At 74.6% G+C, this 20,546-nt stretch carries 23 protein-coding genes; 9 read left to right on the top strand and 14 right to left on the bottom strand.

Annotated elements, in window-relative coordinates; translation table 11 throughout:
* Nucleotides 1-39 precede the first annotated feature (39 nt).
* Nucleotides 40-315 carry a hypothetical protein gene (locus ACL02R_RS22530; RefSeq protein WP_412798784.1) on the top strand — a complete coding sequence of 92 codons (276 nt, stop codon included), beginning with the start codon at nt 40-42 and terminating at the stop codon, nt 313-315.
* Here ACL02R_RS22530 and ACL02R_RS22525 read toward each other — a convergent pair.
* Complete coding sequence (locus ACL02R_RS22525) at nt 306-1,292, bottom strand: helix-turn-helix transcriptional regulator (RefSeq protein WP_412798783.1); 987 nt, start codon at nt 1,290-1,292, stop codon at nt 306-308. The two genes, ACL02R_RS22530 and ACL02R_RS22525, sit on opposite strands and share 10 nt — an antisense overlap.
* Before the next feature lie 151 nt (nt 1,293-1,443).
* Between ACL02R_RS22525 and ACL02R_RS22520 the strand changes: the two genes are divergently transcribed.
* Complete coding sequence (locus ACL02R_RS22520) at nt 1,444-1,881, top strand: VOC family protein (protein ID WP_412798782.1); 438 nt, start codon at nt 1,444-1,446, stop codon at nt 1,879-1,881.
* Nucleotides 1,882-1,897: 16 nt separating this feature from the next.
* Here the strand turns inward: ACL02R_RS22520 and ACL02R_RS22515 are convergent, their stop codons facing one another.
* From ACL02R_RS22515 to ACL02R_RS22505, 3 genes are all read right to left on the bottom strand, one after another.
* Nucleotides 1,898-2,422 (bottom strand): AAA family ATPase, encoded by a 525-nt coding sequence (locus ACL02R_RS22515; RefSeq protein WP_412798781.1) that lies wholly within the window; start codon nt 2,420-2,422, stop codon nt 1,898-1,900.
* A gap of 106 nt (nt 2,423-2,528) precedes the next feature.
* The gene (locus ACL02R_RS22510) at nt 2,529-3,401 is read right to left on the bottom strand and encodes a phosphatidylinositol-specific phospholipase C/glycerophosphodiester phosphodiesterase family protein (protein WP_412798804.1); all 873 of its coding nucleotides are present in this window, start codon (nt 3,399-3,401) and stop codon (nt 2,529-2,531) included.
* A 163-nt stretch (nt 3,402-3,564) separates the two neighbouring features.
* Nucleotides 3,565-4,374, bottom strand: a complete 810-nt coding sequence (locus ACL02R_RS22505) for an alpha/beta fold hydrolase (protein WP_412798780.1) — start codon at nt 4,372-4,374, stop codon at nt 3,565-3,567.
* A gap of 108 nt (nt 4,375-4,482) precedes the next feature.
* On the opposite strand from ACL02R_RS22505, the gene ACL02R_RS22500 reads away from it, so the two are divergent.
* Nucleotides 4,483-5,139, top strand: a complete 657-nt coding sequence (locus tag ACL02R_RS22500; RefSeq protein WP_412798779.1) for a HemK2/MTQ2 family protein methyltransferase — start codon at nt 4,483-4,485, stop codon at nt 5,137-5,139.
* Nucleotides 5,114-5,374 carry a CDGSH iron-sulfur domain-containing protein gene (locus tag ACL02R_RS22495; RefSeq protein WP_412798778.1) on the top strand — a complete coding sequence of 87 codons (261 nt, stop codon included), beginning with the start codon at nt 5,114-5,116 and terminating at the stop codon, nt 5,372-5,374. Before ACL02R_RS22500 ends, ACL02R_RS22495 begins: the two co-directional genes overlap by 26 nt.
* Before the next feature lie 58 nt (nt 5,375-5,432).
* Here ACL02R_RS22495 and ACL02R_RS22490 read toward each other — a convergent pair whose 3' ends face one another.
* From ACL02R_RS22490 to ACL02R_RS22475, 4 genes are all read right to left on the bottom strand, one after another.
* On the bottom strand, nt 5,433-6,407 hold the full coding sequence (locus ACL02R_RS22490) for an iron-containing redox enzyme family protein (protein ID WP_412798777.1): 975 nt from the start codon (nt 6,405-6,407) through the stop codon (nt 5,433-5,435).
* A 131-nt stretch (nt 6,408-6,538) separates the two neighbouring features.
* Entirely contained in the window at nt 6,539-7,672 is a 1,134-nt protein-coding gene (locus ACL02R_RS22485; protein ID WP_412798803.1) for a MarP family serine protease, read from the bottom strand.
* A gap of 201 nt (nt 7,673-7,873) precedes the next feature.
* Nucleotides 7,874-8,023, bottom strand: a complete 150-nt coding sequence (locus tag ACL02R_RS22480; RefSeq protein ID WP_412798776.1) for a hypothetical protein — start codon at nt 8,021-8,023, stop codon at nt 7,874-7,876.
* A gap of 105 nt (nt 8,024-8,128) precedes the next feature.
* Nucleotides 8,129-8,302: a hypothetical protein gene (locus ACL02R_RS22475; protein ID WP_412798775.1), complete on the bottom strand. Its 174-nt coding sequence runs from the start codon at nt 8,300-8,302 to the stop codon at nt 8,129-8,131.
* Between the two features lie 331 nt (nt 8,303-8,633).
* Here ACL02R_RS22475 and ACL02R_RS22470 point away from each other — a divergent pair, with 331 nt between their 5' ends.
* Nucleotides 8,634-9,548: a SigB/SigF/SigG family RNA polymerase sigma factor gene (locus tag ACL02R_RS22470; RefSeq protein ID WP_412798774.1), complete on the top strand. Its 915-nt coding sequence runs from the start codon at nt 8,634-8,636 to the stop codon at nt 9,546-9,548.
* Between the two features lie 155 nt (nt 9,549-9,703).
* Here the strand turns inward: ACL02R_RS22470 and ACL02R_RS22465 are convergent, their stop codons facing one another.
* Entirely contained in the window at nt 9,704-10,039 is a 336-nt protein-coding gene (locus ACL02R_RS22465) for a carboxymuconolactone decarboxylase family protein (protein WP_412798773.1), read from the bottom strand.
* Between the two features lie 151 nt (nt 10,040-10,190).
* Between ACL02R_RS22465 and ACL02R_RS22460 the strand changes: the two genes are divergently transcribed.
* On the top strand, nt 10,191-10,625 hold the full coding sequence (locus ACL02R_RS22460; protein ID WP_412798772.1) for a cupin domain-containing protein: 435 nt from the start codon (nt 10,191-10,193) through the stop codon (nt 10,623-10,625).
* Nucleotides 10,622-11,479 carry an aldo/keto reductase gene (locus ACL02R_RS22455; protein ID WP_412798771.1) on the top strand — a complete coding sequence of 286 codons (858 nt, stop codon included), beginning with the start codon at nt 10,622-10,624 and terminating at the stop codon, nt 11,477-11,479. Before ACL02R_RS22460 ends, ACL02R_RS22455 begins: the two co-directional genes overlap by 4 nt.
* A 181-nt stretch (nt 11,480-11,660) precedes the next feature.
* Here the strand turns inward: ACL02R_RS22455 and ACL02R_RS22450 are convergent, their stop codons facing one another.
* The 4 genes from ACL02R_RS22450 to ACL02R_RS22435 all read right to left on the bottom strand — a co-directional run bounded on the left by ACL02R_RS22450 (nt 11,661) and on the right by ACL02R_RS22435 (nt 16,388).
* On the bottom strand, nt 11,661-12,074 hold the full coding sequence (locus ACL02R_RS22450) for a DUF3224 domain-containing protein (protein ID WP_412798770.1): 414 nt from the start codon (nt 12,072-12,074) through the stop codon (nt 11,661-11,663).
* A gap of 31 nt (nt 12,075-12,105) precedes the next feature.
* Nucleotides 12,106-13,296 (bottom strand): MFS transporter, encoded by a 1,191-nt coding sequence (locus ACL02R_RS22445; protein WP_412798769.1) that lies wholly within the window; start codon nt 13,294-13,296, stop codon nt 12,106-12,108.
* A 554-nt stretch (nt 13,297-13,850) separates the two neighbouring features.
* Entirely contained in the window at nt 13,851-15,260 is a 1,410-nt protein-coding gene (gene lpdA / locus ACL02R_RS22440) for a dihydrolipoyl dehydrogenase (RefSeq protein WP_412798768.1), read from the bottom strand.
* A 132-nt stretch (nt 15,261-15,392) separates the two neighbouring features.
* The gene (locus ACL02R_RS22435) at nt 15,393-16,388 is read right to left on the bottom strand and encodes an Lrp/AsnC family transcriptional regulator (protein ID WP_412798767.1); all 996 of its coding nucleotides are present in this window, start codon (nt 16,386-16,388) and stop codon (nt 15,393-15,395) included.
* A gap of 86 nt (nt 16,389-16,474) precedes the next feature.
* On the opposite strand from ACL02R_RS22435, the gene ACL02R_RS22430 reads away from it, so the two are divergent.
* Nucleotides 16,475-18,001 carry an MFS transporter gene (locus ACL02R_RS22430; RefSeq protein ID WP_412798766.1) on the top strand — a complete coding sequence of 509 codons (1,527 nt, stop codon included), beginning with the start codon at nt 16,475-16,477 and terminating at the stop codon, nt 17,999-18,001.
* Nucleotides 18,002-18,768: 767 nt separating this feature from the next.
* Here the strand turns inward: ACL02R_RS22430 and ACL02R_RS22425 are convergent.
* On the bottom strand, nt 18,769-19,923 hold the full coding sequence (locus tag ACL02R_RS22425) for a rod shape-determining protein (protein WP_412798765.1): 1,155 nt from the start codon (nt 19,921-19,923) through the stop codon (nt 18,769-18,771).
* Between the two features lie 308 nt (nt 19,924-20,231).
* On the opposite strand from ACL02R_RS22425, the gene ACL02R_RS22420 reads away from it, so the two are divergent.
* Complete coding sequence (locus ACL02R_RS22420) at nt 20,232-20,474, top strand: DUF397 domain-containing protein (protein WP_412798764.1); 243 nt, start codon at nt 20,232-20,234, stop codon at nt 20,472-20,474.
* Nucleotides 20,475-20,546: the final 72 nt, after the last annotated feature.

The raw sequence follows: 20,546 nt of genomic DNA, 5'->3' as shown, positions 1-20,546 counted from the left end.
CGCCCGCCGGCGTACGGGGCCGCCGGTAGGTTGGCGGCCATGGCGACGCCTCCTGTGATCCGCGTCCGTTTCGAGGGCGGTCCCCGCGACGGCCGGACGATCGACCTGGTCATCACCGACCGCGCGCCGCTGATGCTGGCCGCGAGAGCCGAGCCCGACGGACGCCACGCGCCCGGCCTGTACGAACTGCGCGCCACCCGCGGCGGCGGCACCCGTTACACCTGGATCGACGAACTGCCCGTCCGCACCCCCGCGCGGCCGCCCGCCAGGGAGACGGTCTCCGCGACGGGCGTGGGCCTGGGCCGTCACCCCTGATCCACGGCCTCCCCCGCCATCGCCGCCGCCCGCCGCGCCAGCCGCCCGGCGGCCGCCCGCAGCTCCGGCGGCTCCAGGACCTCCGCGTCGAAACCCAGGCCCGCCACCCGTGCGGCCAGCCAGTCCAGATCGCCGGTCCCCACGACGAGCACGCACGACGCGTCGCCCTCCTCCTCCTCCACGCGCCCCACCTGCGGCGGCACCAGGTCCCGCACCCGCCGCGCGTCGGCCCGCACCCGTACCCGCGCCACGTACCGGTACGGCGCCGCCGCCACCGCCCGCCCCACGTACGCCACCGGGTCCGGGTGTACCCGCGGCGTGAAACGCCACGTCGTCGCCGCTACGTCGCGCATCCTGTCCAGCCGGAACGTGCGCCACGCATCCCGGTCCACGTCATACGCCATCAGATACCAGCGCCTGCCCGTGGTGACCATCCGCACCGGCTCCACCGTGCGCTCCTGCTCCGCCCCGTCCCGCCCCGCGTACCCGAACCGCACCCGTACGGTGTCGCGGCATGCCCGCGCCAGCGTGACCAGCAGTTCCCCGTCGATCTCCACCCCAGGCCCGACCAGCGTCTCCGTCGCGTCGTGCACCGCCCGCACCTCCGCGCGCAGCCTGGGCGGCAGCACCTGATCGAGCTTCGCCAGCGCACGCAGCGCGGCCTCGCCCGCACCCGTGACGGTGCCCCCGGCCGCCAGCCGCAGGGACACCGCCGTGGCGACGGCCTCCCCGTCGTCCAGCAGCAGGGGCGGCAGCCGGGTGCCCGCGCCGAGGCGGTAGCCGCCGCCGACACCCGCCGTGGCGTGCACGGGGTAGCCGAGCGCGCGGAGCCGTTCGACATCACGGCGCACCGAGCGGTCCGTGACGCCCAGCTCGGCGGCGATCTCGGCGGCGGTCCACGCGGTCCTGCGCTGGAGCAGCCCCAGCAGCCGCAGTACGCGCTCGGTCGTCGTCTCCACGGTCGTCACGCCGCCCATCCTCCCACCGGATCACGGACCGGAGCTGTCCGCTATCCACGGCAGGCTGTGCCCATGACCGGCGGAACCCGGCAGCCGCGCACCGACTGGCGGCGCCCGGCCCCCGCGCCCACCGTGGGATGACCCGCACCGCGACAGGAGAACGAGCAACATGGCACGCCACATCCAGATCACCTTCGACTGCGCCGACCCGGCCGCCCTCGCGGACTTCTGGGCCGACGCGCTCGGCTACCGCCTCCAGTCCCCGCCCGGGAACTTCCCGACGTGGGACGCGGCGCTGGAGGCGATGGGCGTGCCCCCCGAACGCCGCAACGACGCCTCCGCCCTCTCCGACCCCGACGGCGCGGGCCCCCGCCTGTTCTTCCAGCGGGTCCCCGAGGGCAAGCGGGCCAAGAACCGCGTGCACCTCGACGTACGGGCCGCCCCCGGCCTGACCGGCGAGGCCCGCATGGCGGCCCTGGAGGCGGAGGCGGAACGGCTCGTGGCCCGCGGCGCCACCCGCGTGGAGCGCCACGAGCCCGACCCGCCGCTCGGCACCGGCCACCTCGTGATGACCGACCCCGAGGGCAACGAGTTCTGCCTCGACTGACCGGCCTGACCATCCGTCAGCCCTTGACGGCCTCCGCGATCCGCCGGGCGGCCTCGGCGGGTGTGAGGTGCGTGGTGTCGACGACCTCGGCCGCCGCGTGCAGCCACGTGCGGGCGGCCTCGGCGTAGGGCGCGAGGTACTGGAGGCGGAACGGGGAGTCGGGGCCGAGCACGGTGTCGCCCGCGATGCGCCCGCGCAGGGTGTCCTGGTCGGCGTGCAGGACGAAGTGCCGGATGGGGATGGCGTGCTGGACGAGCCCTGCGCTGATCTCACGCCAGTACTCCTCGACCAGCACCGTCATGGGCACCACCAGGGTGCCGCCGGTGTAGTCGAGGACGCGCCGGGCCGTCTCGACCACGAGCGGCCGCCACGGCGGCCAGTGCTGGAAGTTGTCCGTCGCGGGCAGCCCCGGCGTGATGTCCATCAGCGTCTCGCCGACCTTCTCGGCGTCGAACACCCGCGCATCCGGGAGCAGCCGCTGCACGAGCGCACTGGTCGTCGTCTTGCCCGCGCCGTGCGTGCCGTTCAGCCATACGATCATGCGACCGAACGGTAGCGCGCGGCGGGTGAGCGGCACCGCCCCCGGCTGCCGGACGGGCGCCCGGGACACCCCGTGCCCCGCCGGCCCGTCCGGCCCCGGCCAGGGCTCAGGCGCCGCCGCCCCGCGCGCGGAGGAACGCGGCGAGACCGGGCAGGTCGTCCGTGTTGAGGTGGTCCACCCCCGCCGCCAGCAGCTCGGACCACACCGCGTCCCGCGCCGGGCCCGGCACGTCGGGCGTCGCCCAGAAGCGGACGCGCTGCCCGGCCGCGTGCGCGGCGCCCACGTACCGGTGGAGCACGTCGCGCTGGGCGGCCGGGAACGGGCCGGTGCCGGGCCAGCTGAACAGGCTCGTCCAGTTCGCGCTGATCAGCGGCACGAACGACGCGGGCGCGCCGCTGCCCAGGTCCTCGGGCCGCCCGTCGTAGAACGCGTACCGCACCCGTTCCGCCTCCATCGGCGCCCGCGCCGCCCGGTCACCGGAGATCACGGCGGTGACGGCGCGCGTGTGCACCCGGCCGGGCGTCGCCGAGCTGAACACCGACCGGTACGGGCGCAGCCGCTGCGACAGCTCGCGGTACGTCGCGTCGCCCGGCGTCTTGATGTCGATCAGCAGCTGGAAGTCCTGGCCCCAGCCCCGGTGCACCGCGCCCCGGTGGGCGCGGACGCGGGCCAGCAGCGGGTCGAGGTAGAGCGCTTCGAGGGTGCGCGCCGGGTCGAGGTCCACGGCGTCGTGGGCGACGAGGAGCTGCCCGTCCACCAGCCAGATGTCCGCCTCGACGCTGCCGAAGCCGTGGTCGAGCGCGTCGAGCAGGGGCCGCGGGTGCTCGTAGTCGTTGTGGGCGTGTGCCTGCGGGAGCGGCGCCGGGGGCCGGGGGCGGCCGTGCGCGGCGGCAGGCTGCGCCGTACCCGCGGCGAGCGCGCCCGCGGCGGCGGTGGCCGCCACGGCGCCGAGCGCCCGGCGGCGGGACAGGCGGGACAGCGGGGACGAGTGGGTCGGGGGGACGTACGCCACGGTGCCTCCAGGGACGGCATGGACGGGTGCGGCCATCCGTGAGTATCGGGGCGCCCGCCCGGCGTGACGAGGGGCCAGGCCGAACGTTCTCCGCGCCGTCACCCCGAGTCCACCGCCGCCGCGCCCCCGTTCAGCCCCCGGCCTCGGACCCGGCGGCGAACGCGGCGATCCGCTCGCCCCACGTGCGGATGTCGCCGGCGTCCGCCGAGATGTGCAGCCGCGCGTCGGGCAGCAGCTCGGCGAGCTGCTCGGCGGTGGACACCGGGTGCACCGGGTCGTCGGTCCAGGCGAGGACCAGCGTCGGCATGTCCACCGCGGCCAGCGCCTCGTGCGGCGGCAGGTCGGAGCGCGCCGCGCCGCGCAGCAGGGCGGGCAGCACGTCCGGCTGGACGCCGAGCGCCGCGGGCGGGTAGCCGGGCGCCCCGGCGAGCGACGCCGGTACGGGCGCCGCCGCGAACGCCGTGTCGAACGCCGCCGCCCCCCGCTCGTCCACGAGCTGCGCCGCCGTCCGGTACACGTCCGCGCGCGCCGGGCGCGTGCCCCAGGCGGTCGGCGGGACGAGCAGCACCAGCCGGTCGAACCGCCCCGGCGCCTTCACGGCGGCCGTCAGCACGGCGGCGCAGCCGAGCGAGGCGCCCACGGCGGTGAACGGCCGCCCCGGGCTGAGGTGGCCCGCCAGCTCCAGCAGGTCCTGCGCGACGGTCTGGTAGGTGAAGTCGGACGCCTCGGGCCGCCCGGCGGACGCGCCGTGGCCGCGCGCGTCGTAGCGGACGAAGCGGTGTCCCGGCAGCCGCCGCACGGGGTCCCAGCTGAAGAGATCCATCGCGTCGTCGACGGCGCGGCTCATCAGCATGCCGTGCGCCTGGAGGATCAGCGGGCCCTCGCCGACCGCTTCCCACGCCAGCTCGATACCGTCCGAAAGAGTGAATCTCATCGTCATGGCGTGACATTACATCCGGCGCGGTGAACGGGAGATGGCCGTCCGCGCCCCGCCCGGTGAGGGGCCGCGGCATGCTTCGGACATCCGGATCCGGGTACCCGGCGCGACGTGCTCTTCGTCAAACCCCCCGGGGTCTACCGCCCGCAGGACGACACGTCCCTGCTGCTCGAAGCGCTGGTCAGGGAGCCCCTGGCGACCGGCGCGCACGTCCTCGACGTGGGCACGGGGTCGGGCGCCCTCGCGCTGGCCGCCGCGCGCCTCGGCTCGGCGCGGGTCACCGCCGTCGACGCCTCGCGCCGCGCGGTCCTCACCGCCCGGCTCAACGCGCTGCTGGCGCGCCGGCGCGTACGCGTGCACCGGGGCGACCTGTTCGCGCCGGTGACCGGCCGCACGTTCGACCTGGTGCTCGCCAACCCGCCGTACGTCCCCTCGCCGCACCCCCGGCTGCCGCGGAGCGGCCCGGCGCGCGCCTGGGACGCGGGCCGGGACGGGCGCGCGATCCTCGACCGGCTCTGCCACTCTGTGCCGCCGCTGCTGCGTCCTGGCGGCGTGGTGCTGATCGTGCACTCGGGGCTGTCCGACCCGGAGCGTACGGCCGGGGTGCTGGAGTCGTCGGGTCTGCGGGCCGAGATCACGGAGCGGCGGCGCGTGCCGTTCGGCCCGGTCATGCGGGAACGCGCGGCGTGGCTGCGCGCGCAGGGTCTGCTGCTGCCGGGCGAGGACCGGGAGGAGCTGGCCGTTGTCCGCGCCGAACGCGTCGCCTGAGCCGTCGCCTGAGCCCGCCGTGCCGCCGCGCCCGGCGCGCCGCGTCTCCCTCGAACCCGGCGGTCCCGTCCTGGTGGAGGGGCCGGTCGAGTACGTCGCCGAGGACGGCTCGGTGGTCCGCTCGGACCGGCCCGTGGTGGCGCTGTGCTCCTGCCGCCGCAGCAGGATGTTCCCCTTCTGCGACACGAGCCACCGCCGCCGCAGCCGCGGCGGCGCCACGCGGGGAGAGGGGTAGCGACGGGGCCGCGGGGCGCGGTTCCCGCCCGTCGCCGCAAGGCGTGACCCGCCCGGGGTCAGGGCGTGCGCAGCGCGGTGCGGCCCGCGCGCCAGGGGGTGGTCAGTGCGGCCGCGAGCCGGTCCTCCAGCAGCCCCGTCGCCTCGACGCCGAACACGACGTCGTCCGTCAGCTCCGGCTCGTCCTCCAGCAGCCCGCCGACCACCTCGTGGCGCATCACCTGCTCGTGCACCGCGTCCGCCTCCACGTGCTCGGCGTAGAAGTGGATCGCCGCCTGGCCGGCGCCCATCCGCTCCATGGCCTGCGTCATGCGGCGCGACGCGGGGGACGAGGTGATCTCGACCGTCGCGTAGTGGCCCACGAGGGCGCCGCGCAGCGCGCGGTGCAGCCCGAACAGCGACATGAGGTTGACCGTCGCCAGCAGTTCGGCCGTGCCCTGTTCCACGTAGTGCCCGTACGCGGGGGCGAGCCCGAGGTCGGCCATCAGGCCGGCCCAGAGCCGCTGGTGCATCCGGTCCGCGCGCCCGGCGCCGTACTCGTCGTACTCGACGGCCACGAGACCGGCCTTCGCGCGGCCGGTCAGGTGCGGTATCCCGTACGCGTGCGGGTCGCCCTCCTTGAGGTGGTAGAGCGACCGCAGCGCCGCGTACTCCCGCAGCTGCCACAGCTCGCCCTCGTCCTTCAGGAAGCCGCTGACGCCGCTGCTCTCGACGGGCTCGACCAGCAGGTCGTCCAGCGTCGCCCGCAGGTCCGTGTGGCCGGGGACCGCCGCGCGCAGGCCCGCGAGGAAGCACCGCTCCAGCGCGCCGCGCAGCCGCAGCACCTCGGGGTGCCACTCCCAGGCGTCGGCGACGCCGTCGAAGCCCCGGTAGTGCAGCTCGTAGGCGACGAACAGCGCCAGCTGGACGTCGTCGCCGAACGGGTCGGCGTCGCCCGCGTCCCCCGGCAGCACCACCCTGTCGCGCTCCGGGTCCTGGCCGAGTGCCCCGATCAGCGTGGCCGACAGCTCCCCGCGTGCCGCTGGCAGTTTCATCCCGGGGCTCCTCTCCCATGGCACGTCCTGCTCTCCCATGGCACGTCCTGCGCGCGCCACACGACGGAGGCCGTACGGCCTGACCGAGTACCCCACCCGCGACGGGACGAACCAGACGCCTCAGACGCGCCTCACATGTAGCCGCGTATCTGGTCCGCCGTGAGGACATAACCGGTGTCGCTGTCCGTCACCGACCGGGCGAACACCATGCCGTACACCTCGCCCTCCGTGGTGAGCAGGGGGCCGCCCGAGTTCCCCGGCCGGACGAGGGAGCGGATCGTGTAGATGTCCCGGGTGACCATGCTGTCGCCGTGGATGTCCTGGCCACGGGCGCTGGTCCGCCCCGCGACGGTCGCGGCCCGCAGGTCGAGCCCGCCGTTCTGCGGGTAGCCCGCGACCACGGCGGGGTCGCCGCGGTCGGCGTCCCCGGCCAGCGCCACGGTCGGCGCGCCGAGCCCCGGCACGTCGAGCACCGCGACGTCCACGCCGGCGTCCGCCAGGACCACGCTCGCGTCCAGCCGCTCCCCGACCCCGCCGACCTGGACGACGACGGCGTCCGCGCCGTCGACCACGTGAGCGTTGGTCATCACCCGGCCGTCCGCGAAGACGAAGCCGCTGCCCTCCTGGCCCGAGCCGAGCCCGGACGCGGCGGTGATCTTCACGGTCGAGTCGCGCGCGGCGGCGACGGCGGCGTCCGTCACGTTGTCGCCCGACGGCTCGGGCACCTGGGCGGTCGGCGCGTTGGCGAACGGGTCGAAGACCTGCGGGAAGCCGGCGTCCGTCAGCGCGCGGGTCGCGCGGCTGAACCAGGTCGGCGCCTGGTCCGGCATGCGGTCCTGCACGGTGCCGAGGACGCGCGAGCCCTGCACCTCGCGGTTCAGCCCGGCCGAGGGCGTGGGCAGCAGCGCGCTGGCGGCGATCCAGGCGACGAGCAGCAGCGCCACCGCGTTGAACACCGCGCCGCCGACCCCGTCGAGCCACCGCGTCGGCGCCCGGCGCACGCCCTGCCGAAGCCGCAGGGCCAGCGGCCAGGTGACCGCCTGGCCGACGGCCGCCGGTATGAGGACGACGAGCAGCGCCACCGTCGTCGCCCCGACCGACCCGGGCGTCAGCGGTTCGATCGCGAACGGCAGCAGCCACACGCCGATCACCGCGCCGCCGACGAAGCCCGCGAGCGAGATCACCCCGGCGACAAGCCCCCGCTGGTACCCGGAGACCCCGGCGAGCACCGCCCCCAGGATCAGCACCACGTCGAGCACGTTCACCGCGCTCACCCCCCTTCTTCCCGCCGTCCGCGCCGGTCTCCCGGCCTCCTCGTCTCCCCCTCTACCCGCTGACGTCCTCGCCTCTCCCACTCCGGCGGAGCCGCCCTCGTCCAGGCAACGGGGGGCCGCCGGCCGTGGTTCCCCGCCCGCTGTCACCCGTTCGGATGAAAGAACGACGGACGCACGCGCGTCCCGTGCGGCTCAGCCGAAGAGCGGCTTCGTCCAGGTCGGCCCCACGTCGTCCCCCGCGACGGCGAACAGCCCCGCCATCGCCAGCGCGGCGCCCGCCAGCGCCCCCTCTTCTCTCTGGAGCGGACTTCTGGAAATGCAGCATGTCGTTCGCCCGCGCACCCGGGTCGGAGACCGTCCAGAAGTTGTGCATCACCAGCGCGGTCGGCACCAGGAAGACCACCAGCAGCAGGGCGCCCAGGTCGGGCCGGACCCCCAGCAGCAGGCTCAGCGAGCCGCCAGCAGCAGGACGCCCGAGCCGAGGACGGCGAGCCGCGGCGAGGGAAGGCCCTTGCCCGCCGCGTAGGCGGCCAGGGGCCCGCTGCGCGTCAGGTGGTTGAACGCGGAGAGGAGGAAGAGGAGGGCGAAGACGATCCGCCCGATCAGTACCAGCACGTCCATGCGCGGACCTCCGGCGGAATGCGGCGCCACCCGGGCCGCCCCCGGGCCGCTTCGCAGGGGCGACGGTTCTTCACCGAGTGTGCCGCCACCCTCGAAACCGGGCAATCCGGACGCGTCCATCGGAGTTTCACCCCGGGCGCGGCGGGCACGCGGAGGGGGTGACAGGACAAGGTGCGTCAAAGGCGACAATCCCCCGCGACCGCCGGGGCCACCGGAGGCCGGACGCCCGCTGACCGGGTGCTCCTCCCCGCCGGCCTCCCGCGGTGACCGGCCCTCGCGGCGGCTGCACACCGACAGCACACCCCCCAGCAGTCCACAGCGGAGAGAAGTCATGGGAACAACGGCAGTCACGCCGACACGACCCAGGCGCCACCCGCACGATGACGCCCCCGACACCACCGGCCGCTTCGAACGGCTCGCCACTCTTCCGGACGGCGCGGAGCGCAGCAGACTCCGCCAGGAAGTGGTGTGCGCCTGGATGCCGATGGCCGACCGCCTCGCCCGCCGGTTCAGGGACCGCGGCGAGAGCCTGGAGGACCTGGAACAGGTCGCGGCCCTCGGCCTGGTCAAGGCCGTGGACCGGTACGACCCCCACCGCGGCAAGGCGTTCGAGAGCTACGCCGTCCCGACGATCGTCGGCGAGGTCAAGCGGCACTTCCGCGACCACCTGTGGGGTGTGCACGTGCCCCGCCGCACCCAGGAACTGCGCAACCAGGTGCGGGCCGCGCGCCAGGAGCTGGACTGCCGTGTGGACGACCACGCCCCGGCCGTCCGCGAACTGGCCGAGCACTGCGACCTCACCGAGGACGAGGTGCGGGACGGGCTCGCCGCGCTCGGCGGCTTCAGCCCGCTGTCGCTGGACGCGGACATCACGCGCGACGGCGAGGGCTACGCGCTGGGCGACACCCTCGGCGACGCCGACCCGGGCTACGAGCAGGTCCTCTACCGGGAGATGGTCCGCCCGCGCCTCAGCGGCCTGTCCGAGCGCGACCGGCGGATTCTCTACCTGCGCTTCTTCGAGGAGCGCACGCAGAGCGAGATAGCCGACCGGCTCGGCATCTCCCAGATGCACGTCTCACGGCTGCTGAGCCGCATCTGTGAGCGGCTGCACGACGAGATCGAGGCGGACACGGCGGGCGTGGCGGACGCTGCCGCCGCGCCCGAGCCGCCGGGCACCGATGAGGCGGCCGACGCCACCGACGCCGCCGACGCCGCCGACGCGCGGGACAGGGGGCCGCGGCCGTGACCGAGCGGACCAGCCGGCGCCTGAGCACGCCGGCCGGCGGCCGGTCGCGGCGCCGGGCCCACCGGGAGCCGCGGCGCGGTCCCGGGCCACGAGCTGTGGACGGGAACGCCCTCGCCGCCCATCCGGCCGAAGCGGCGGCCCGCGCCCGGGGGCGCTCAGCCCTGCTGCTCGACGACGTTCTCCAGCACGCTCGTCGCCCCCATGCCGTTGGGCCAGCCGGAGTAGAACGCCAGGTGCAGCAGGGCTTCCCGCAGTTCCTCGTCGGTGACGCCGTGCCGGCGGGCGAAGCTGAGATGGAACCGCAGCTGGTCCATCTTCCCGAGCGCGGTGAGGGCGGAGACGGTGACGAGGCAGCGGTCGCGCTTGGACAGACCCTGGCGTTCCCAGACCTCGTCGAAAAGAACCTTGTCGGTGTAATGGGCCATTCCCGGGGCGAAGTCGCCGAAGGCGTCCTTCCCGCCGGTCCAGCCGGTGCCTGTGTTCTCGGCCATGCTCTCTCCCAGCCTGCGGCGACATCCGTCGGCCCATCTTCGAAGGTGCGGGGCCGATCACCTCGCCGGACATGCCGGGCGCGCGCGTTTCCGGAGGGGGAGACCGCATTTCGGCGCGGAACGTAGGAGACAGACAGAGGGAGAGAGGGAAATGACTGCCAACGGATTCCACCAGATCTTCCCGCTCGGAGAGCGGAACGATGCCTTCGCGCAGTACTTCACCGGCCAGAGCTACCTGGCGCCGCTCGCCTCGGGGAGCGTTCCCGTCAGCAATGTCTCCTTCGAGCCGGGCTGCCGCAACAACTGGCACATCCACCACGGCACGGGCGGCGCCGGCGACCAGGTCCTGCTGTGCACGGCCGGCAGCGGCTGGTACCAGGCCGAGGGCGACGACCCCGTCAGCATGGAGCCGGGAACGGTGATCCGCGTCCCGGCGGGCACGAAGCACTGGCACGGCGCGAAGGCCGACTCGTGGTTCTCCCACATCGCCTTCCTCACCCCTGGTGAGAACGTCGGCAACGAATGGCTCGAACCCGTCGCCGACGAGGCGTACGGCGAACTGCCGGAGAACGGAGCGCACGCATGACCACACTGGACGAGACCTTCACGCTGTCCAACGGCGTCCGGATACCCAAGCTGGGACTCGGCACCTGGTTCATCGACGACGACCAGGTGGCCGAGGCGGTCCGCGCGGCCGTGGGGATCGGCTACCGCAACATCGACACCGCCCAGGCGTACGGCAACGAGCGCGGCGTCGGCGAGGGCGTACGCACCGCCGGCGTGCCTCGCGACGAGCTGTTCGTCTCGACCAAACTCGCCGCGGAGATCAAGGACTACGACAAGGCGGCCGAGGCGATCGACGGGTCACTGGAGCAGCTCGGGATCGGCCACATCGACCTGATGCTCATCCACAGCCCGCAGCCCTGGGACGACTTCCGCGGCGGTGACTACGCCGAAGGCAACCGCGCGGCATGGCGCGCGCTCGAAGAGGCGCATCAGGCCGGCAGGATCCGCTCCATCGGGGTCTCCAACTTCCGGCAGCGGGACCTGGACAACATCCTCCGGGGCGCGACCGTCGTGCCGCATGTGAACCAGCTGCTCGTCCACGCCGGCAACACCCCCACGGACCTGCTGGACTACTGCGCGGACAAGCAGATCCTCGTCGAGGCGTACTCCCCGATCGCACACGGAGCGATCCTGCGGAACGCCGAGGTCAGGTCGATGGCGGAGAAGTACGGCGTGTCCGTCGCGCAGCTGTGCATCCGCTACACCCTCCAGCTGGGGATGGTGCCGCTGCCCAAGACGGCGAACCCCGAGCACATGCGCGCCAACGCCGAGGTGGACTTCGAGATCTCCGGCGACGACATGGAGGCCCTGCGGGATCTGCGCGATGTGGACTACGGGGAACACAGCGCGTTCCCCGTCTACAGCGGCAAGTGACGCCGGGCGGGCGATGTGCACATGGGCCGGCCGGTGCTGCCGACCCACGTGCGCACCTCACGGCAGCGTCACGCCCATGTCGCGCGGAGCGTGCCCGGCGCGGACCCACCGGCGTCGGGCGGCCGTGCCCGCCGGCGCCCCGTACACCGTGGATCGTCCGCGCGGCCGTCAGCCGCGGCGCTCAGGCCAGCTCGTAGTCGAACCGGACGCGGTGCGTCCCGTCCGCGTCCACGTCGAGCGAGCCCCCGCCCGATATCCCGGCCAGCTCCCCGGTGCCGCTGCCGGGCACGACGGTGAAGAAGTCCGTCCGGCTCGCGCCGTCCGCCATCGACTTCGAGTGGACGAAGCAGAAGGTGCCCCGCCGCCCGTGCAGCGCGCCGTCGAAGGACTCCAGGGCGAGGTACGTCCCGTTCCCCGCCGCCTCGTCGAAGGCGGACGTGAACAGGGTGGCCGAACGGCCCGCGACCTCGCCCTCGAACCGCTTCTCCATCGTCGCCAGCCCCACCGGCACCCCGGTGGCGACAGCCTCGCCCACCGGTTCCGGCGGCTCCGCCGGCACGAAGGCGGTCACTGTGAACGTTCCGATCGCTTCCATGCCCCCGACCGTATCGAGGGGGTCTGACAATTCACCGGTGAGCCTCCACCGGCAGCCGCTCCGGCGCCGGCGCGCGGCGGCCCGCCCAGGCCAGGCCCGCCGTCACGGCCACCACGACGAGCGGCACGGCGAAGCCGCCCCGCACGCCCCCCGGCCCGTCGGCGAGCCGCCCGACCGCCGCCGCGGCGACGGCGATCCCCGCCGCGCTCGCGGAGTTCGTCCAGGTGAAGGCCTGGGTCAGCACCGACCGGTGCACGGTCCTCGCCACCAGCGTCGAGGAGACGATCACGCACGGCGCGACGCACGCGCCGGGCAGCAGCAGCGCGAGACCGAGCTGCCACGGGCTCCCGGCCAGCAGCGGCAGCAGCGACGCGCAGGCCAGGCAGGTGAGGATCAGGGGCAGCCGCGCGGCGGGCACGGCGTCCCGCTGCCACCGCCCGTACGCCAGACCGGCCAGCAGGCTCGCCGCGCTCATCACGCCGTACAGGAGCCCGGCGGCCGACGCGGCGCCGTGGGCGTCGGCGAAGGCGCTCACCGAGACCTGCGTCGAGCCGAAGAAGACGCCGAGGGCCAGGTTGACCGCCAGCAGGACGGCGAAGTCCCGGGTCCACAGGCGGCCCCCCGCGCCACGGACGGCGCCGGCCGTACGGTCACCCGAGGCGCGCGCGGCGGGCACCGGGGCCGTACGCCGCAGCGCCGCGAGGACCAGCCCCGCGCCGACGACGAGCGCCCCCGCCGTCGCCGTGCCCGCCGCCGGGTGCACGCGCGTCGCCGCGAGCACCGCGAGCGCCGGGCCGACGAGGAACGCGACCTCGTTGGCCAGTGTCTCCAGCGCGAACGCCGGGGTCAGCTCCGGCCTGCCGTGCAGCAGGGCCGACCAGCGGGCCGCGCTGAGCGCCCCGAACTGCGGGACGGTCGCCCCGGCGGCGAGCCCCGCCGCCGCCAGCGCCGCCCCCGGCGCGCCCGCCAGGACGAGCGCGACCAGCGCCGCGAGCGCTCCGGCGTGCGCGCACAGCAGGGGCACGAGGACGCGCGGCTGGCCGTGACGGTCGAGGAGACGGGCCGTCTGCGGGCCGACCACGGTCTCCGCCACGGCGAACGCGCCGGTGACGAGCCCGGCGGCGCCGAACGACCCGGTCTCCCCGTGCACCAGCCAGACGATGCCGAGGCCGGACATGGCGACCCCGACCCGGCCGGGCGCGGCCGCCAGGAAGAAGGCCATGGCCCCCGGGGTCCGCAGGGCCGAACGGTAGGAGACGGTCCCCGCCCGGGGAACGCGTGGGGAACTGCGGAACCTGTGACGCGCGGTCACGGTGGAACCTTCCGCTGCGCGGTGGGACGGCCCGGGGGCACCACGCCCGTCACGGGCGGTGCCCCGGCCGCCAGGAGTCGTCCAGGTGACGCGGACGGGACGGCTCACGCGGCCCTCGTCGGCGTCGGCTCCAGCGCCGGCAGAGATGTCGAGTACGAGATCGGATCGGGCCAGGCGAAGTCACCGGCCGCCGACGACCCTAACCCCCGCACCCCCCACGGCGGAAGCCGCACCGGAACGGCCCGCCCTCGACACGAAGCGGAAGCAGGCCGTCCGCAGCGGACGCTTCACCGTCGCCTGCCTCCCCCGCGCCGAAGAACTCGCGGACGGAATGCGGGAGGCCGGGGCCGTCTCCGGGCCGTGCGACGGCGGCACCGGGTGACCGGCGGCGGCCGGTGACAACCGGAACGACCCGCTCCGACGCTGGTCGGTGGCGGGCCGTCCGAGAGGGTGTCAGGCGGTGGTCACATGTTGATCATGTGGCCGGAGAGGCCGTGCACGGCCTCCTTCACTGCCTCGCCCAGCGTCGGGTGCGCGTGGACGTTGCGCGCGATCTCGTGCACCGTCAGGTCCCACTGCTGCGCCAGCGTCAGCTCCGGCAGCAGCTCGGTGACCTCGGGGCCGATCAGGTGCGCGCCGAGCAGCTCGCCGTACGTGTCGTCGCTGATCACCTTCACGAAGCCGGTCGCCTGGCCGAGGCCGTGCGCCTTGCCGTTCGCCGTGAAGGGGAACTTGACGGTCTTCACGTCGTAGCCGCGCTCCCGCGCCTGCTCCTCGGTGAAGCCGAAGCTGGCGATCTGCGGCTGGCAGTAGGTGGCGCGCGGGATCATCGGGTAGTTGAGCGGCATGGTCTCCGCGCCCGCGATCGTCTCGGCCGCGACGATGCCCATCGACTCGGCCGCGTGCGCCAGCATCAGCTTCGCCGTGACGTCGCCGATGGCGAAGATGTGCGGCACGTTCGTCCGCATGGAGTCGTCCACCGCGATCGCGCCGCGCTCGGTCAGTTCCACACCGGTCGCTTCCAGCCCGTAACCGGTCACGCGCGGGGCGAAACCGATCGCTTGGAGCACCTTGTCGGCCTCCAGGACCTGCTGCTCACCCTTGGCGTTGGTCACCGTGACGCGCACCGGCGCGTTCGGGTCGCCGTCGTCGATGCCGTCCACCCGCGTCGAGGTCAGCACCTCGATGCCGAGCTTGCGGTACTGGCGCGCCAGCTCCTTCGAGACCTCGGCGTCCTCCAGCGGCACCATCCGGTCGAGGAACTCGACGATCGTGACCTTCACACCGTAGTTGTGCAGCACGTACGCGAACTCGACGCCGATCGCGCCCGCGCCCGCGATGATGATGCTGCCCGGCAGGTCCTCGGTGAGGATCTGCTCCTCGTACGTCACCACGCGGTCGCTCAGGGACGTGCCCGGCAGCAGCCGCGTCGTCGCCCCCGCCGCGATGACGCAGTGGTCGAACGTCACGGTCTCGCTGCCTCCGCCGCTCAGCGCGACCTCCAGCGTGTTCGGGTCGGTGAACGTGCCCCGCCCGTCGTACTCCGTGATGCTGTTCTTCTTCATCAGGTAGTGGACGCCCGCGACCCGGCCCTCCGCGACCTTGCGGCTGCGCTTGTACGCCTCGCCGTAGTCGAAGCTGACCGTCCCCTCGACGCGCATGCCGAACGTCTTGGCCTCGTGCTGCACGATGTGGGCCAGCTCGGCGTTGCGCAGCAGCGCCTTGGAAGGGATGCACCCGACGTTCAGGCACACACCGCCCCAGTACTTCTCCTCGATGACAGCGGTCCGCAGCCCCAGCTGGGTGGCACGGACGGCCGCGGTGTAGCCGCCGGGGCCGGCGCCCAGGACGACGACGTCGTAGTGCGTGGCCATGAAACTCTCACGCCTTCTTTCACGCTCTTGCGGTGGACTGGGCCTGATCCCGGGCTCACCGGTCTCCTGCCCACCTCCATGACACCACGCGCGGGGCGGACCGTACGGCGCGGCCCTGCGGCAACGGGCCCCTCAGGCACGGGTCGCGGGGCCCCCGCCGTTGGGCGTGATGCCCTTGAACGTCCGCACCAGCGGCAGCGTCTCCACGCGCTCCACCCCCGACAGCGCGGCCACCCGCGTCGTCAGGTACCGGTACAGCGCGGCCATGTCCGAGCACAGCACGGACGCGAACAGGTTCGTCGGCCCGGTCGTCGCCGCCGCGTACGCCACCTCCGGGTGCGCCGCCAGTGCCCGGCCGGTCTCCTCCAGGCGCGCGGGCGGGACGGACAGCATCATCAGCACGTGCGACCTGATGCCGAACATGCGGTGGTCGTACTCCACGTCCGTGTACACCGATCCCCCCGCCATCAGCTCCCCCAGACGACGCCGCACCGTGCTCTGCGACCACCCGGTGGCCGACGCCAGGTCGGCGAACGGCGCACGCCCGTCATCCCCCAGCGCGGCGACCAACCGCAGATCCCCGTCGTCCGCCCGTACGGGCCCCGCGCCCCGCTGCCCGCCTGTGCGCGTCCCGCTCAGCTCGGCGGCCTGCGCGGCGCTCAGTGCCCCCGACTTGTTGACCAGGCTCATCGGGCCGCCGAAGAACGTGTGCAGCGTGCTGAGCACCGTCACGTCCGTCACCTGCCGCGTCCTGGGCAGCTGCTCCAGCAGTGTCGGCGCCCGCGACCCCTCGGGACCCTCCGCCGGTATGACCGCCGCGAAGTTGATCTCGGTTCCCCCGGACAGCGCGTGCACCCACAGCGTGTCCGGTCGCCGCGCCAGCACCCGTCCCAGGTCGTCCGCCGCCCCCGGGGTGCACCGCAGCCGCACGATCCAGCCGCTGTCACCGCGCGCCCCCACCCGCCACAGGCCGACCACACGCAGCAGCCCCGCCGTACGCAGCCGCGTGTACCGGCGCGCCACCGTCTGGTCCGACACCCCCAGGACCCGGGCGATACGGGAGAACGGCGCCCGCCCGTCCAGCTGGAGGGCGTGCACCACCTGGCGGTCGATGTCGTCGTATTCCACCACGCCGAGCCTACGATGTGTCGGACTGCGCCGTTTCCCCCCGCCTGGCTGGGACAGGGAGGACTCCGCCCCGCACTCTTGGCGGCATGTCTGCACCGTCCGCACCAACAGCGCCGGAGGCTCAGCCCGGCGCACGCACCGGCAAGTGGTGGCCCCTGGCCGCGATCTGCCTGGGCAACTTCATGCTGCTGATCGATGTCACCATCGTCGTCACCGCCCTGCCCTCCATGGCCCGCGACCTCGACGCGGGATTCTCCGACCTCCAGTGGGTCATGGACCTGTACGCCCTCGCCCTCGCCGCCCTGGTGATGGTCGCGGGCACGGCCGGCGACCTGCTGGGCCGCCGCCGCGTGTACGTGCTGGGCCTCGCCGCCTTCGCCCTCGCGTCGCTCGTCAGCGGCCTCGCGCCGAACGTCGGCGTGCTGATCGCGGCCCGCGCCGTCCAAGGCGCCGCCGCCGCCGCGATGCTGGCCACCAACACCCCGCTGCTCGCCGCCGCCTACGCGGGCCGCGACCGTGCGGTCGCGTTCGGCATCTGGGGCGCGGTCAGCGGCGCCGCCAGCGCGCTGGGCGTCCTGCTCGGCGGCGTCCTCACCGACTACCTGGACTGGCGCTGGATCTTCTACGTCAACCTGCCGGTCTGCGCGATCGCCCTGCTGATCACCCTGCGCACGGTCTCCGAGTCCCGCGGCTCCGCGTCCCGCATCGACTGGCCCGGCACCGTCACGTTCACCCTCTCGGCCGCCGCCCTGACGTACGGCCTGATCGTGGGCGGCGAGGACGGCTGGGGCGACGGCGGGGCCGTCACCGCGTTCGCCGTGTCCGCCGTCGCGCTGGTGCTTTTCCTGCTGGTGGAACGCCGCACGGGCGAGCCGCTGCTCGACCTGCGGCTGCTGCGCAGGCCGTCGTTCGCCGCGCTGATGGGCGCGGCGGTGGTGCTGACGGGCGCGGCGTTCGCGCACTACACGTACACGATGCTGTGGCTCCAGTCGGTGCAGGGGCTCAGCCCCATAGAGGCGGGCCTTGCGGTCGCGCCGATGGCGCTGACGTCGTTCGTCTTCGCGGGCGCGGGCGGGCGTTTCCTGCACAGGCTGCCCGCTTGGGTGGCGGTGAGCAGTGGCCTCGCGCTGATCGGCGTGGGCCTGCTGACGCAGACGGCGATCGACGCGGGCTCGGACTGGAAGGTCCTGCTGCCGGGTCTGATCGTCACGGGCCTGGGCGTGGGCGTGGCGATACCGGTACTGGTCGCGGCGGCGCTGGCGGCGGCGCCCCCGGAGCGGGCGGGTATGGCGAGCGGCGCGGTGAACACGTTCCGGCAGCTGGGCTTCGCACTCGGCGTCGCGGTGCTGGGCACGATCTTCAGCGGGCGTGTCCGCGACGTCCTCACCGGCGCGGGTCTGTCGCCCCATGCGGCGAACGCGATCAGCGGCGGCGCGCCGTTCGGGAGTGATCCTGGGCTGGTGCGGGAGGCGTACGCGTCGGCGCTGGAGCGCGTGTACCTGACGGCGGGGCTCGCGGCCCTGGTCGCGGCCGTCCTGGTGGCGGCGGTGGCCCGCCGCCCGGCAAGGACACCGGCCACGGCCCCGGCACCGGCACCGGCCCCTGTGCACTGACCCGGCCCCTGTCACGGCCGGGCGGTTCGGCGAATGTGCCGGAGGTGCCCGGCTGCGGCTCGCCCGGTGGGCCGGACCGAGCAGCGCGCACGGCCGGGAGGGGGCGGCTGTGCGGAGTGCGCGGCTGCCTGGGGGAGCGCTTCCGGGAGACGGCGGTGGTTTGCCCCCGTCCCTGGGGCGGGGTGAAGTGGTGCAGCCGGGCTTGTGCGGCGCACTGGGTAGGCCGCGTCGAGTGCGCGGCGGTTCTGGGAAGCGTGTCCTGGCACGGGGACAACGCGCGTAGGGCCGGGGCTGCACCGTTCCGGCCCCTGCGATCCGGTGCGGGGAGATCCGGAGGACGCACTTGTCGCCCACCCAGTCGGGGCACCGCCTTCCGCTGGGTACCTCCTGAGGTGTGCGGGGGCGTACGGGAGATCGGCTGTGCGGAGTGCGCGGCTGCCTGGGGGAGCGCTTCCCGGAGACGGCGGTCGTTTGCCCCTGTCGCTGGGGGCCCGCCGGCGTGGCGCGGCGGGGTGGGCGCGTGCGCCTGGGGTACCGCGTGTACCCCGTCCTTCGGGGGCGTCCCAGGCGTGCGCCCTCGGGGAACAGGCGGACGCGCGTTCCGCGCTCGTCCGGCCTGGACCTGTGTCGTGCCCGGGATGTCGGGCGAGCGGGAGCCGGTCACGTTCCCGGACCGGGGCGGTCGGAGGGGGCGCACGCGCGCCACAGGCACCGCCGCCCGTCCCACGGGGGGACGGGCGGCGGCAGGTGTGCCTCGGGCCGGCGCGTCAGACCGTCGCCGAGGCCTCGTGCTCGCGGTCCGCGTGCTCGTCCGCGCCCGCCTCGTGCGCCGGCGCGCCCGGCGTCCGCGACGCCGCCGGTACGCGCCCGGAGTGCCGTCCCCGGCGGCGCGACCCCTGCGTGGGCTCGGGCAGCGGCACCAGCCGGGGCCGCACCCGCCCCTCCAGCAGCGCCCCGAGCCCCTGGACCGCGCACAGCCCCGGCTCGTCCGCGACCTGGACGGGCATGCCGGTGTTGTCGCGGATGATCGCGTCGAGCCCGGGGAGGCCCGCGGCGCCGCCGGTGAGCATGACGCCGCGTTCGGCCAGGTCGGCCACCAGGTCGGGCGGGCAGCGGTGCAGCACGGCCCTGATCGTGTCGAGCAGCGCCGTCAGCGGCGGCAGCACGGCGGCGCGCAGGCTGCGCGGGTCGACCCGCACGGTCCGCGCGAGGCCGGTCGCGACGTCGCGCCCCGCCACCTCCGCCAGGCCCTGCTCCGGGCCGCCGAGTGCCTCGTGCAGCGGGCGGACGGCCAGGGAGGGCAGCATCAGCTCGTGCTCGTTGCGCAGGTGCTGGAGCAGCGCGCGGTCGACCGTCTCGCCGCCCATCGGGACCTTGTCCGCCGCCACGATCGAGCCGAGCGAGAGGACCGCCACCTCGGTCGTCGCCGCCCCGACCTGGACGATCATCGTCGCCTCGGGCTCCTCCACCGGCAGGCCGCAGCCGATCCCGGCCGTGATCAGGCTGTCCACCAGCTCCACGCGCCGTGCCCCGACCCCGACCAGCGTCTCCAGGGCGGCCCGGCGCGCCAGCGGGTCGGCGTCGTGCGGGATGCAGACGGCGGCGCGCAGCAGCGGGTTGCGCCGCCAGGCGCGGCGCAGTTTGGTGCCGACCATGGCGCGCAGCATCCGCTGGGCCATGTCGATGTCCACGACGGTGCCGCCGATGATCGGCTTGACGACGCGGATCGTGGCCGGGGTGCGGCCCGCCATCCGCTCGGCGGGGGTGCCGACGGCGATCAGGGCGCCGGTCTTCGTGTTGACGGCGACGATGGAGGGCTCGTCGACGACCAGACCGGAGTTCTTCAGGTAGATGCGGGTACGGGCGGCACCGAGATCCGCGGCCACCGAGCAGCGCCGCAGATGATCATGGCTGAGGGTCATACGGTCATGCTGTGTGACCGCGTCCCGGTGCGCCCGCTGTGCTGCGCCGACCGGAGGAGACGGCCCGCCGGCCCGCCACCAGGCGTCAACTCCCCGTCAGGCCAAGGGGAAAGCCAACGGGAGAACGTGACGCTCCGTCGGCACCGCGCCCGGCCGCCCGCGTTGGGTGAGTGTGGAATTGACAAGGACACGCCCGTCACCCTCCCCGTTCGGCACATCGTCTGCTCATAGGATCGGCGGCGAGGCATGTGCTCGGCCGCCCATGCCACGGCGCGGCCCGGGTGCAGCGGCGAGGGGGACTGCTGCCCATGCGGGGGACGCACGGGGCCGGCCGGACGGGCTGGCTCAGGTCGAGCTACAGCAACGCGGACGGGGGCAACTGCGTCGAGGTCGCCGCCCGCCGCCGCGCCGGCTGCCCGGGGGCGGTGCCGGTGCGCGACAGCAAGCTCCCGTACGGCCCCGCGCTGGCGTTCGCCCCCGCCACCTGGGGCGCGTTCGTCCTCCACCTGGGCCGCCGCCACGGCCGCCCGGCGGCGGCAAGGCGGCGCTGACCGACGCCGGACGCCCGCGTCCGGGGCGGATGTGCGGGAACTGGTGGCCGTGCGGCGGAGTCCCTGATATCG

Origin of the sequence: Streptomyces sp. MS19 (genome assembly GCF_047200595.1) — a bacterium.
Classification (GTDB): domain Bacteria; phylum Actinomycetota; class Actinomycetes; order Streptomycetales; family Streptomycetaceae; genus Streptomyces.
This window is presented reverse-complemented; position numbering and strand designations above follow the sequence as displayed.

Bases quoted from the DNA above. Each gene is read 5' to 3' on its own strand.
- ACL02R_RS22515 (WP_412798781.1), bottom strand. From the start codon at position 2,422: ATGATCGTATGGCTGAACGGCACGCACGGCGCGGGCAAGACGACGACC.
- ACL02R_RS22525 (WP_412798783.1), bottom strand. From the start codon at position 1,292: ATGGGCGGCGTGACGACCGTGGAGACGACGACCGAGCGCGTACTGCGG.
- lpdA (WP_412798768.1), bottom strand. From the start codon at position 15,260: ATGGCCACGCACTACGACGTCGTCGTCCTGGGCGCCGGCCCCGGCGGC.
- ACL02R_RS22505 (WP_412798780.1), bottom strand. From the start codon at position 4,374: ATGACGATGAGATTCACTCTTTCGGACGGTATCGAGCTGGCGTGGGAA.
- ACL02R_RS22475 (WP_412798775.1), bottom strand. From the start codon at position 8,302: ATGGACGTGCTGGTACTGATCGGGCGGATCGTCTTCGCCCTCCTCTTC.
- ACL02R_RS22520 (WP_412798782.1), top strand. From the start codon at position 1,444: ATGGCACGCCACATCCAGATCACCTTCGACTGCGCCGACCCGGCCGCC.
- ACL02R_RS22490 (WP_412798777.1), bottom strand. From the start codon at position 6,407: ATGAAACTGCCAGCGGCACGCGGGGAGCTGTCGGCCACGCTGATCGGG.
- ACL02R_RS22460 (WP_412798772.1), top strand. From the start codon at position 10,191: ATGACTGCCAACGGATTCCACCAGATCTTCCCGCTCGGAGAGCGGAAC.
- ACL02R_RS22420 (WP_412798764.1), top strand. From the start codon at position 20,232: ATGCGGGGGACGCACGGGGCCGGCCGGACGGGCTGGCTCAGGTCGAGC.
- ACL02R_RS22430 (WP_412798766.1), top strand. From the start codon at position 16,475: ATGTCTGCACCGTCCGCACCAACAGCGCCGGAGGCTCAGCCCGGCGCA.
- ACL02R_RS22455 (WP_412798771.1), top strand. From the start codon at position 10,622: ATGACCACACTGGACGAGACCTTCACGCTGTCCAACGGCGTCCGGATA.
- ACL02R_RS22425 (WP_412798765.1), bottom strand. From the start codon at position 19,923: ATGACCCTCAGCCATGATCATCTGCGGCGCTGCTCGGTGGCCGCGGAT.
- ACL02R_RS22445 (WP_412798769.1), bottom strand. From the start codon at position 13,296: ATGGCCTTCTTCCTGGCGGCCGCGCCCGGCCGGGTCGGGGTCGCCATG.
- ACL02R_RS22450 (WP_412798770.1), bottom strand. From the start codon at position 12,074: ATGGAAGCGATCGGAACGTTCACAGTGACCGCCTTCGTGCCGGCGGAG.
- ACL02R_RS22470 (WP_412798774.1), top strand. From the start codon at position 8,634: ATGGGAACAACGGCAGTCACGCCGACACGACCCAGGCGCCACCCGCAC.
- ACL02R_RS22530 (WP_412798784.1), top strand. From the start codon at position 40: ATGGCGACGCCTCCTGTGATCCGCGTCCGTTTCGAGGGCGGTCCCCGC.
- ACL02R_RS22465 (WP_412798773.1), bottom strand. From the start codon at position 10,039: ATGGCCGAGAACACAGGCACCGGCTGGACCGGCGGGAAGGACGCCTTC.